The organism is Collinsella sp. TF11-5AC, assembly GCF_003436775.1.
Classification (GTDB): Bacteria; Actinomycetota; Coriobacteriia; order Coriobacteriales; family Coriobacteriaceae; genus Collinsella.
The window spans coordinates 338-12,679 of sequence record NZ_QSQO01000019.1; the positions used below are offsets into that span (position 1 = coordinate 338).

At 60.6% G+C, this 12,342-nt stretch carries 10 protein-coding genes; all 10 read left to right on the plus strand.

Going from position 1 to position 12,342, the window contains the following annotated elements:
- Positions 1 to 1,211, plus strand: a 1,211-nt coding sequence (locus DXD16_RS07970) for an ATP-binding cassette domain-containing protein (protein ID WP_199408175.1), incomplete at its 5' end; no start/stop codon positions are given.
- 1 nt (position 1,212) lies between these two features.
- On the plus strand, positions 1,213 to 1,557 hold the full coding sequence (locus DXD16_RS07975; RefSeq protein WP_117655736.1) for a hypothetical protein: 345 nt from the start codon (positions 1,213 to 1,215) through the stop codon (positions 1,555 to 1,557).
- Between the two features lie 366 nt (positions 1,558 to 1,923).
- On the plus strand, positions 1,924 to 2,349 hold the full coding sequence (rpmE, locus tag DXD16_RS07980) for a 50S ribosomal protein L31 (protein ID WP_006235303.1): 426 nt from the start codon (positions 1,924 to 1,926) through the stop codon (positions 2,347 to 2,349).
- 307 nt (positions 2,350 to 2,656) lie between these two features.
- Complete coding sequence (gene secA, locus DXD16_RS07985) at positions 2,657 to 5,464, plus strand: preprotein translocase subunit SecA (protein ID WP_117641062.1); 2,808 nt, start codon at positions 2,657 to 2,659, stop codon at positions 5,462 to 5,464.
- The gene (prfB, locus tag DXD16_RS07990; RefSeq protein ID WP_117655737.1) at positions 5,464 to 6,612 is read left to right on the plus strand and encodes a peptide chain release factor 2; all 1,149 of its coding nucleotides are present in this window, start codon (positions 5,464 to 5,466) and stop codon (positions 6,610 to 6,612) included. The genes secA and prfB overlap by 1 nt, the downstream gene beginning before the upstream one ends.
- A 165-nt stretch (positions 6,613 to 6,777) precedes the next feature.
- Positions 6,778 to 7,668, plus strand: a complete 891-nt coding sequence (locus DXD16_RS07995) for a YitT family protein (protein ID WP_117655738.1) — start codon at positions 6,778 to 6,780, stop codon at positions 7,666 to 7,668.
- 207 nt (positions 7,669 to 7,875) lie between these two features.
- The gene (locus tag DXD16_RS08000) at positions 7,876 to 8,706 is read left to right on the plus strand and encodes a transketolase (protein WP_117655739.1); all 831 of its coding nucleotides are present in this window, start codon (positions 7,876 to 7,878) and stop codon (positions 8,704 to 8,706) included.
- Position 8,707: 1 nt separating this feature from the next.
- Complete coding sequence (locus DXD16_RS08005; RefSeq protein WP_006235309.1) at positions 8,708 to 9,649, plus strand: transketolase family protein; 942 nt, start codon at positions 8,708 to 8,710, stop codon at positions 9,647 to 9,649.
- A 451-nt stretch (positions 9,650 to 10,100) separates the two neighbouring features.
- Positions 10,101 to 11,321 carry a cell division ATP-binding protein FtsE gene (ftsE, locus tag DXD16_RS08010; RefSeq protein WP_117655740.1) on the plus strand — a complete coding sequence of 407 codons (1,221 nt, stop codon included), beginning with the start codon at positions 10,101 to 10,103 and terminating at the stop codon, positions 11,319 to 11,321.
- Entirely contained in the window at positions 11,308 to 12,228 is a 921-nt protein-coding gene (ftsX, locus tag DXD16_RS08015; RefSeq protein WP_089572231.1) for a permease-like cell division protein FtsX, read from the plus strand. The genes ftsE and ftsX overlap by 14 nt, the downstream gene beginning before the upstream one ends.
- Positions 12,229 to 12,342: the final 114 nt, after the last annotated feature.

Sequence of the window (12,342 nt, forward strand, 5' to 3'; positions counted from 1 at the left end):
TCGTCGCGGGGACCGCGATGCTCCTCGCCGGCCTCGCACCCGGGGGCATTTACGCCTTGGCCCTAAACGGCTTCGGGCAGATTGGGTACCCGATCGCCTTCTTCCATGACGGCGCGCTTACCACCACGACCGCGGGAAACGTCTTCACAGCCCTGCTTCTCGCGCTGCTTGCGGGCGGAACCTTGATATCCGTTTGCTCCGCCGTCCTATCGACCGCAACGAGGCGCGTCTTCGCGGGCCCCCTTACCTCAGCGCTGCTTGTCGCGGCCCCGGCATTCCCGTTGCTGTCCGATTCGGCACTAGGGCATAATGCCGTGCTCGGGCTCCTGCCGCTGGCCGTGTTCTCGCCTATCGAGGCAACGGGCTACGTAGGATGCTTCCCGACAGAATTCATTGGCTCCGGTTCAGGCAGCGCATCGATGCTTGCCGTGGCCCTGGCATACGTCGCGGTCCTTTTTGCGGTCGGCGCCGTTGCGGCACGTTCCCCCAAACAGCCTGGACCCGCGAAAAAGCGCCATGGGCTCGAGCTTCTGGACGCGAGCGTGGGATACGGGAGCACGACGATACTTTCAATCGGGTCGCTTTTCCTGAGCCCGGGAACGGCGGCGGGCCTCGTTGCTCCCAACGGCTCGGGGAAAACCACCCTTCTTGAAGCGCTGTCGGGCCAATTTCCCGCCCGCATCCGCTCGGGAAGCCTGGCGGCAGACGGAATCAGCCAACGTCAATCAGCCGAATTTGCAGAACTCGTCTACCTGAGCTCTTCGGGTAGCGCGGATCTCTATCCCACGCTATCGGCCCTCGAGCACCTTGCTTTCGTTAGGGAGGCGTGGAAATCGGCCACCGACATCGACTCGCTCTGCGACTCCCTCGGAATCTCCCCATATCTCGACAAGCCGACCCGTAAACTCTCGACAGGAATGAAGCAGCAGGTAAAGCTTGCCATGGCGATAGCGACCGATTGCCCGTACCTCATCCTCGATGAACCGCTGAACGGCCTCGATCCGGGAAAGCGGAAAACCTCCTGCGACGCGATGCGCAGCGAGGTGGCGCGGGGACGCAGCGTGCTCATTTCAAGCCATCTGCTCGACGACCTGGCAGACCTCACCGACTCGTTCTACTTCATCGAGGCCGGCACGCTCGTGGAAAAGATCAAGTCGTCCTCGCAGACGCTCAAGCAGGAATACCTCGATACATACGAAGGAGGCGAATGACATGAAACTGTTTGAACAGCTGAAGTCCAATGCGTCGCGCATGGCTGTCTACGCCATCCTCGTGGCAACGGCTTTATGCGGAATCGCGGCACCCGTCTATGCGCTCAACGGGGAGAAAGGCGATGTCGAACCTGCGTACATGGCTTCGACGGTTAAAGACCGGTACAAAGCCTTCTCTGGAGACACGTTTTACGTAGCAGAGTACGACACGACCTACCGTCAGCTTCGCTACAACAAGAGATACGAATATCTAGGCCCAGAGGCAATCAGCTATACGTCGGGTTGGTACCGCTCCAGCTATGGACACATAACCCAGTTCAAGTGTAACTACCGCGTGTACAACTAAAGCAACCGGCTGGGACGAGGGGCGACGCAAAAGCGTCGCCCCCGTTTTTAACCATGCCAGCTGAACCTGGTTCAGTTTGGTTGATTTCCGATCTCAGCCGAACACATTGAGCGGAAAGGCTGTTCCCGCAGTCAGTCGAACGTCCCCGGGGCCCTTCTCAGGCCCCGGGGACGGCATTTTCCCAGTTGAAGGAACGGTGGAGATGTGTTTCGATGGGTCAGATTCGTGTCGTTCCGAAAAGACCGTGAACCTTTTGTGGGACGCGCGGCGCCGTGGTACCATAGCCGAGTTTGTTGTCTTGGTCGGAAACCAAGACGCCTTATGCGCTGATCGGTAACCAGCGCCTGACCAATAAGGAGTCCTACCATGAAGCAGGGTATCCATCCCCAGTATGTCGAGTGCACGGTGACGTGCTCCTGCGGCAACACCTTCAAGACGCACGCTACCGTGTCCGAGATGAAGGTCGAGCTTTGCAACGAGTGCCACCCGTTCTACACCGGCCAGCAGAAGTTCGTCGACACCGGTGGACGCGTCCAGCGCTTCGCCGACAAGTTCGGTGGCGCCGCTGCCGCCCAGCTCAAGAAGGCTGAGGAGGCCAAGGCTGCCAAGGCCGCCAAGGCTGCTGAGGCCGAGGCCGCTCGCAAGGCCGCCGCTGAGGCTAAGGCTGCCGAGAAGGCTAAGCGTGCCGCTAAGTTCGCCGAGGAGGCTGCCAAGCAGGCCGCCGAGGCTCCCGCAGAGGCTCCCGTCGAGGAGGCCGCTGCCGAGGCCGAGACCACCGAGGCTGCTGAGTAAATAGCTCGCCGCGGAATCACTCGCATTCATGGCATGAGGGCCGTGCATCCATTTGGGTGCGCGGCCCTTTTCTTTTTATTGGCGCAAGCTAACCTGTCCCCGTGGCACCAAATGGCAGAGAGACGGCGTTTGCTCAGATAAAACCTGCCAAAATAAACCTGTTCCATTGCGGCAGGTTGGTCATAGTTATTACGTGGCGGTCGAGGTCGACCGTATAGGCCGCGCCTTGTTTGGCTAAAGTACAATCATCTGTGTTTAACTCGCCCGCAGCTGCACGGCGTGGGCGATGGCCAAAAAGGAAAACCACATGGGATTCATGTCAAAGCTGCTGTCCTTTGGATCCGATAAGGACCTTAAGCGCTACTACAAGATCGTCGACCAGATCAACGGTCTTGAGCCCCAGTTTGAGAAGATGACCGAGGAGGAACTCCGCGGCCAGACCGATAAGTTCCGTGAGCGTTACGCCAACGGTGAGTCGCTCGACGACATGCTCCCCGAGGCCTTTGCCACCGTGCGCGAGGCTTCCAAGCGCACCATGGGTATGCGCCACTTTGACGTGCAGCTCATTGGCGCCATGGCACTGCACGAGGGCCACATCGCCGAGATGAAGACTGGCGAAGGCAAGACCCTCGTCTCCACGTTGGCCGGCTATCTCAACGCTATTGCCGGCAAGGGCGTGCACGTCGTTACCGTCAATGATTACCTTGCCAAGCGCGACTCCGAGTGGATGGGCCGCATCTACAAGTACCTGGGCATGACCGTCGGTCTGCTCCAGAACAACATGCCGCTCGAGCTCAAGCGCCCGGCCTACCAGGCCGACGTCACCTACGGCACCAACTCCGAGTTCGGCTTTGATTACCTGCGCGACAACATGGTTACCCGTCCCGAGCAGCGCGTGCAGCGCGGCCACAACTACGCCATCGTCGACGAGGTTGACTCCATCCTGATCGATGAGGCTCGCACCCCGCTGATCATCTCGGGCGCTGGCACCAAGTCCGCCAGTACCTACAAGGACTTCGCGCGTGCCGTGCGTGGCCTTGAGCGCGGCGAGGACGTGTCGCACGACATGCTTACCGCCACCGAGGACGTTGAACCCACGGGCGACTACGTCATGGACGAGGCCAAGCACACCATCGCTGCCACCGAGCGCGGTCTTAAGAAGATCGAGCGCCGCCTGGGTATCGATGACATCTATGCCGATCTCTCCGGCCAGCTGGTCAACCACCTGCAGCAGGCGCTGAAGGCCCAGTACATGTTCCACCGCGACAAGCAGTATGTGGTCACCAACGGCGAGGTCAAGATCGTCGACGAGTTCACCGGCCGCATTATGGAAGGCCGCCGTTACTCCGAGGGCCTGCACCAGGCCATCGAGGCCAAAGAGGGCGTGCTTGTACGCGAGGAGAACCAGACGCTGGCCACTATCACCTTGCAAAACTACTTCCGTCTGTATGACAAGCTCTCCGGCATGACCGGTACGGCACTCACCGAGGATGCCGAGTTCCGCGAGATCTACAAGCTGCCCGTCGAGGTCATCCCCTCCAACAAACCCGTTCAGCGTGTTGACCACGAGGACCTGGTGTACCGTACCATTCAGGCCAAGTACAACGCCGTCGCCGACGATGTCGAGCAGCGTCACGCCAAGGGCCAGCCGGTCCTGGTGGGCACCGTCTCCATCGAGAGCTCCGAGAAGCTGTCGGCCGCCCTTACCAAGCGCGGCATCGCGCACGAGGTCCTCAACGCCAAGCACCATGAGCGCGAGGCTCATATCGTTGCCCAGGCCGGACGCTACGGCGCCGTGACCATCGCTACCAACATGGCCGGTCGTGGTACCGACATCCTGTTGGGCGGCAACCCCGACGAGCTGGTGCGCGAGCGCCTTGAGTACGAGGGCCTGACCATGGAGGACGTGACGCCCGAGCAGCTTGAGCAGTTTAACGCCGAGGCCAAGGAGACCTGCAAGGCCGAGCGCGAGCGCGTGCTTGCCGCCGGCGGCCTGACCGTTATCGGCACCGAGCGCCACGAGTCCCGTCGTATCGACAACCAGCTGCGCGGCCGCTCCGGCCGTCAGGGCGATCCGGGCGAGACCCAGTTCTACCTGTCGCTCGAGGACGACCTCATGCGCCTGTTCGGTGGCGACAAGATGGACCGCGTCTCCAAGATGATGGTCACGGCCGACATGGGCGACGACATGCCCATCCAGCACAAGATCATCTCCAAGGCCGTCGAGAGCGCCCAGCACAAGGTCGAGAGCATCAACTTCTCCATGCGCAAGAGCGTCCTTGAGTACGACGACGTCATGAACAAGCAGCGCCAGGTCATCTACGCTGAGCGCAATAAGATTCTGGACGGCAAGGACCTGACCGACCACATCACCGAGGTCATGCACGACACCGTGTACCGCTGCGTTCAGGAGTTCTGCACCAAGGACAGTCACGATGGCGAGCGCGACCTGGAGGGCCTGCGCAAGTGGGTTGTGGAGCTCACCGGCCACATCGATACGCCGAAGTTCCCCGACGAGGATTATGAGGCTCTGGCTGCCGATGTCCTGGCTTACGTAGAGAAGTGCTACAACATGAAGGCCGAGCGCTTGGGCGAGGACCTGATGCGCGAGCTCAACACCCAGGTCATGCTGCGCGTCATCGATACCCGCTGGATGAACTACCTGCAGGAGATGGACTATCTCAAGACCGGCATCGGCCTGCGCGGCTTTGGCCAGCGCGACCCGCTGGTCGAGTACAAGACCGAGGCCTACGGCGCGTTCCAGATCCTCGTCGACACCATGTACGAGGATTACCTGCGCACGGTTCTGCGCATCGAGATCAAGGCTGCCCCGCGTGCCGTGGAGCACAAGGAGGAGCCCGCGCTCGAGGGTGCGCACTTCTCCGGTCCTGCCGAGGTCGATGGTGACAACGGCGACTCGGTGCTGCGCAAGCAGGCGCAGGTGCAGGCCCGCACGGCTGTCCAGGGTGGTCCGGCTGCCGTCAACAACGGTGGCAAGGTGACCACCTATCGCAAGTCCGAGAGCGACGATCCGTACGTCAACGTGGGCCGCAACGACCCGTGCCCCTGCGGTAGCGGCAAGAAGTTTAAGTACTGCCACGGCAGGAATCGTTAATGGCTGAGGCTTTAGAGGTAACGCCCGCCGAGCTGGACGCGTTTGCGGACCGGCTCGGCGAGGTCGAGTCGTATCTCCACTTGGACGAAAAGCGCACGCGCGTGACCGAGCTCGAGGCCAAAAGCGTGGCCCCCGGCTTTTGGGATGACGCCGACGCCGCCCGTGCCACCATGGAGGAAATCGCGCGCACCAAGGAAGATATCGCCGCCGTGGACAACGCGCGCGGCGAGCTTTCCGATGCCCGCGCCGCGCTGGAGCTTGCCGAGGAGATGGGGGATGACCCCGATGCCGCCGCCCTTCGCGAGGAGGCTACAGCCACGGCTGAGCGCCTGGCCCGTGCCATCGATGAGCTTGAGCTTTCGAGCTGGTTTACCGGTGAGTTCGATCACGGCGATGCCATTGTGACCATCAAGCCCGGACAGGGTGGTCTGGAGGCCCAGGACTGGACCTTCATGCTCTTTAAGATGTACATGAAGTACTGCCAGCGTCGCGGCTGGAAGGTCACGATTAACGACTGCCCCGCTGCTGAGGTCATCGGCATCGACCGCGCGACCTTTACCGTCGAGGGCAAGGACGCATTTGGCATGCTGCGCGCCGAGGCCGGTGTGCACCGCCTGGTACGAATTAGCCCCACCGACGACAAGAAGCGCCGCCAGACCACGTTCGCTGGCGTTGAGGTCATCCCCGTACTACCCGATGATATCGACATCGAGATCAGTTCCGACGACATCCGCGTCGACGTGTACCACGCAAGTGGCCCGGGTGGCCAGGGCGTAAACACCACCGACTCCGCCGTGCGCGTGACGCATTTCCCCAGCGGCATTGTGGTTACCTGCCAAAACGAGCGCAGCCAGATCCAGAACAAGGCCGCGTGCATGCAGATCCTCAAGGCTCGCCTGTACGAGATTGAGCTCGAGAAGCGTGCCGAGGCCCTGGACGAGATTCGCGGACCCAAGACCACGATTGGTTTTGGCAACCAGATCCGCAGCTACGTGCTCTACCCGTACCAGATGGTTAAGGACCTGCGTACGGGCGTGGAGACCAGCAACGTCGAGGCCGTTCTTGACGATGGCGATTTGGATCCGTTTGTTATTGGCTATCACCGTTGGGCTACCGGCAACGCCGATGTAGAAGGCTCGGAGATCTAAAACATCGGGCGGCTTCAAGCCGATGCTAAGCCCAACGGTTGGACGGGTTTGTATTCGGAATAAACCCTGCGCAGGGGTGGTTTTTGTCCGGCGAATCGGTAGAATCGAATACAAGAAGAAGTTCAAAGCGCATCCGATGGGGTGCGCTTTTTTGAGGGAGGCAGCATGGCATATCGTCTGGACATTAAGCGCATTCTTTCGATGAACTTCTTTCACGACCTGCCCCAGATTATGTTGGGGTGCGCTCTGGCCGCTATTGCGACCGACCTGTTTTTGATTCCTAACGGCCTTGCTGCCGGTGGCGTTACGGGCCTTGCCACCATTATCCAGGCGGTCGGCGCATCGCGCGGTCTATCGCTTCCCGTTGGTATTCAGACGATCGTGATGAACGCCTTGCTGCTGCTGGTCGTTATGCGCGAGGGCGGCATGTTCTACGTGGTGCAGACGGCGACAGGCTTTGTGCTGCTGGGCTTTTTCACCGACCTGTTCGCTCCGTTTGTGGCGCCGCTGGCACATGCCGATCTGATGCTGCCCGCTATGTGGGGCGGCATCATCACGGGCATCGGTTATGGCATGGTGCTGCGCGCCGGCGCCAACACCGGCGGCTCGGACACGATTGGCCAAATCATCTCGCGTAATACCTCGCTGCCCGTGGGCTCGACCGTCATGGCGATCGATGTTGCCGTATGTGCGCTGTCGGCTCCGGTCTTTTCAATCGAAAATGCACTATATGCAGGCCTTTCGATGGTCATTAGCGGCTACGTGATCGATGCCGTGGTCGATGGTGGCAACAAACGCCGTATGGTACTCATCATCTCGGACAAGTTCCCTGATATCGCTGCCGATATCATGTATGGCCTGGGTCGTGGTTGTACCAAGTTTAAGGCGACTGGCATGTATTCGGGTGCCGAGAAGCCGGTGATCATGGTCATCGTGAACCGTCGAGAGCTCAATACCCTCAAGACGATCGTGCGCGAGCGCGATCCTCACGCCATTGTGACGGTCGCCGACGTTACGGAAGCTTTCGGCGAGGGATTCAAGGACATTAGCGCGTAGGGCCGACCGCGTCCCATCCAAAAGACGTTCACATTGATAAACCGTTTCATCAGCGGTTCTGCCTGCTAAATTGTTCAAATAATGATAAAAACTCTGGTAAAGCCATCAGTTTCCAGCATAATGAATGACGTACGTGCATTGCGGCTGTGTTGGGATTACCTTCGGTGCCGTGCGCATTTTGTCTAATGAGGATGAAAGGAAGGCACAATGAGCGACGAAGAGCTCAAAAAGGTTGCCAACGAGGTAAGGAAGGGCATCGTCACCGGCGTGCACGCTGCCAAGTCCGGCCATCCGGGCGGTTCGCTCGGCGCTGCCGACATCATGACCTATCTGTACTTTGAGGAAATGAACGTCGACCCGTCCGATCCCCGCAAGGCCGACCGCGATCGCTTTGTGCTTTCCAAGGGCCATTGCGCTCCGGGCCTGTACGCCGTGCTCGCCGAGCGTGGGTTCTTTCCCAAAGAGGACCTCAAGACGCTGCGCCATATCGGCAGCCACCTGCAGGGTCACCCCAACATGAACGACACCCCGGGCGTCGACATGTCCACCGGTTCGCTCGGCCAGGGCATCTCCGCCGCCGTGGGCATGGCCGTTGCCGCCAAGCACTGGGGCGACGACTATCGCACCTACGCCCTGCTAGGCGACGGCGAGAGCGAGGAGGGCCAGGTCTGGGAGGCCGCCATGTTTGCCGGCAACCAGCAGCTCGATAACCTCTGCGTGATCGTCGACCACAACGGCCTGCAGATCGACGGTCCCGTCGAGGAAGTCAACGACCCCATGCCGCTCGCCGACAAGTTCCGTGCCTTTAAGTTCCACGTGGTGGAGCTTGCCGACGGCAACGATTTCGATCAGATTCGCGCCGCCTTTGCCGAGGCTCGCGCCACCAAGGGTCAGCCTACTGCCATTATCGCCGAGACCACAAAGGGCAAGGGCGTGTCCTTTATGGAGAACCAGGTTGGTTGGCACGGCAAGGCCCCCAATGATGAACAGTTTGAGCAGGCCATGGCAGAGCTCACGGCCGCCGGAGAGGAGCTCTAGGATGGCAGACGTCAAGAAAATCGCCACGCGCGTAAGCTACGGCGAGGCCCTCGTCGAGCTCGCCAACGAGCACGATGACTTTGTGGTCCTCGACGCCGATCTGGCCGCCGCCACGCAGACCGGTAAGTTCAAGGCGGCCTGCCCCGACCGCTTCTTCGATGTGGGCATTGCCGAGAGCAACCTGATGGGCGTCGCCGCCGGTATCGCGACCACCGGTCGTGTTGCCTTCGCGAGTACCTTTGCCATGTTCGCTGCCGGTCGCGCCTTTGAGCAGGTTCGTAACTCCATCGGCTACCCGCACCTCAACGTTAAGATCGGTGCCACGCACGCCGGTATCTCGGTGGGCGAGGACGGTGCCACGCACCAGTGCTGCGAGGATATCGCCCTCATGCGCGTCATCCCCGGCATGACTGTGATCGTTCCGGCCGACGATGTCGAGGCCCGCGCCGTGACGCGCGCCGCCTACGAGTGCGACGGCCCCGTGTACATGCGCTTTGCCCGTCTGGCCTCGCCGGTTATCAACGACCCCGAGACCTACAAGTTCGAGTTGGGTAAGGGCATTGTCATGCGCGAGGGCGCCGATGTGACCATCATCGCCTGCGGCCTGATGGTCGGCGAGGCTCTCGAGGCCGCCGAGCAGCTTGCTGCCGAGGGCATCGATGCCGAGGTCATCAACATGCACACCATCAAGCCCATCGATGCCGACCTGATCGTCAAGAGCGCCACCAAGACCGGCCACGTCGTGACCGTCGAGGAGCACTCCGTGATCGGTGGCCTGGGCAGCGCCGTTGCCGATGTTCTGTGCGAGCAGTGCCCGACGCCGCTCAAGAAGATTGGCGTCAACGACACCTTCGGCGAGTCCGGCCCGGGTGCCGAGCTCCTGCACAAGTACGGCCTGGACGCCGCCAACATCGTGGCGACCACCAAGGAGTTCTTGGCATAAGGCAAGACGAGGCAAAGTATCACGTTGACAACCGCAAACAAGCCAGAACAGGGGCGTCCTCAAAGAGGGCGCCCCTGTTTATGCTGAATTTAAAATAGAGTCCTGCCAAGCAAGGTTCCTATGGGGAAACGGGCCCATCCCAACAAAGTGCAATTCAGACCCTTCCAACTTTGTATGCGCAGCATCTCAAGTTGGTGCGTCGGCCCCATAGTAGCCGCAGGCCGGGCGCAGGGTTACCTCCCAAATCTTTCCGCAGCGCAGGCCGGCGTTTGTCCGCAGCTCCGCAGGAGCAGGACAAATGCCGGCCATGCGCGAGGACGATTTGGGAGGTAACCCTGCGCCCGGCCGGTGGGATCCCAAAGCCCGCCATGCTTCTTATGTGCAGCAAAGCTAATGCTGCTAAAATACAAAGCGCTCATGTAGTTTAAACGCACGACGATAAGGAGCACCAGTGGGTAACCACTTCCGTACCTCCGGTGCGGGCGATGATGCCCCCAAGACGCAGACAGGCGTCCAGGGCAGTCGTTTCGCCACTCCGGATTCAGAGGGCCAGCCTGTTGCTCAGGCCCCCACTCAGCCGGCAGATCAGGCACAGCCGGCATCCGATCCCTTTGCCTACAATCCCACCAGCGATGTCGCGCTTTCCGGCACGGCGGGTTTTGAGCCCGTTCAGGCTGTGACCGCTCGCGTGGAGCAGCCTCAGGCTGGCGCCGCCGCGCCGCAGCCTAGCATGGCCGGCATTCCCGACCCCATGGCTCCTGCGACACCGGCTCCTCAGCCTGCGCAGTCCGGCCTCTTTGCCGCTATTCCCGATCCCACGCAGCCTGCTGCCCCGGTGGTCGAGAGCGATCAGGCAGCCGAGGTCGCAAGCCTCGATAACGCGCTCAACAACCCCGATTTTACGTCGGTGTTTGCGCCCATCGATCCGCAGGCCAGCCGCAAGAAGATGGCCAAGCAGGCCGGTGTCGAGCCCGTCATCCTTATGGAGCATGTCACCAAGATCTATCCGGCACAGCCCAACAAGCCTGCACTCGACGACATCAACATCGAGATCTATCCGGGCGAGTTCGTCTTCCTGGTCGGTCATTCCGGCTCGGGTAAGACCACGCTGCTGTCGACGCTCAACCACGACGTCAAGCCGACGAGCGGCCGCATCTTGGTTGCCGGTCAGGACCTCATGAAGATCAAGAACCGCAAGGTTCCGTTCCTGCGCCGCCAGATTGGTGCCGTGTTCCAGGACTTTAAGCTTCTGCCGCAAAAGACCGCCTACGAAAACGTGGCGTTTGCCCTGCAGTGCATCGGCAAGCCCAAGGGCGTCATTCGCAGCCAGGTGCCGGAGGTGCTGCGTCTGGTCGGTCTGGCCGATCAGATGGATTCGCTGCCCGACCAGCTTTCCGGTGGCGAGCAGCAGCGCGTCGCCGTCGCCCGCGCTATGGTCAACCGTCCGCCGCTGCTGATCTGCGACGAGCCCACGGGCAACCTCGACCCGGCGATCTCGCTGGGCATCATGAAGCTGCTCGAGCGTATTAACCGCACCGGCACCACCGTGATCGTCGCCACGCACGACCGCGAGATGGTCGATAGCATGCACCGTCGCGTGATCGCCCTCGAGGGCGGCCACGTTATCCGCGACCAGGAGAGGGGAGGTTACGGCAACTATGGCACCAACTAACGTGGGCTACTCCTTCAAAGAGGCAATCAGTCACTTCTTCCGTAACTGGACTACCTCGCTCGGCGCCGTCATCACGATCTTCCTTTCGCTGTTTATCATCGGCCTGTTCATCATGGGCTCCGCGATGCTGAACTCCGTGATCGGCACCGTCGAGGATCAGGTTGTCATCAACGCGTTCATTAGCGATGACGCCGATCAGGCCGATGTTCAGGCTTTTGAGGCCGAGCTTAAGACGTGGAATAACGTCAAGTCCGTGACCTATAAGGACAAGGACGACGCGCTGGCCGAGTATACGAGCAAGATGTCGGGCAACGCCGACGCCACCATGAGCGCGCTCGATGGCCAGAACCCGCTGCCGGCTTCGTTTGCAATTGAGATGGACGATCCGTCCAAGGTCGAGAGCACGGCCCAGAAGCTCAAGAAGAACGCCGACTTCCAGAAGATCGCGGATGACGGCGACGTCAACGCGAGCGTGCTGTACGGCCAAGAGGAAGTGAGCCGCCTGTTCCAGGTGACCAACTACATCCGCATCGCCGCCGTGGTGCTCGTTGGCCTTTTGACCTTTATCGCATTCATCTTCATCAACAATACGATTCGCCTGTCCATCACGGCGCGTCGTCGTGAGATTGCGATTATGCGTCTGGTCGGCGCCAGCAACGGCTTCATTCGCGGCCCGTTTATCACCGAGGGCGTACTGCAGGCCATTTTGGGCTCGCTGCTTTCCATCGGCGTTCTGGAGCTGCTGCGCAATCTGATGATTCCGCGTTTGCAGGAGAGCATCGGCTGGATGTCGTTTGCCCTGCCGATGCAGTACTACCTGGTGACCTATGCTGCGCTGATTCTGGTCGGTGTGATTATCGGTCTCTTTGGTTCTGCCATAGCCATGCGCCGCTACCTGCGCGTGTAGGCATGCCTGGAATTCATCCCTTCCAACGGGTCGTCTCTTATGGGGCGGCCCGTTTTTTGATCTCTAGGGGACGGCAGGAAAGCGAATCATTTGGGTAGACTCTTTGGAGTTCGT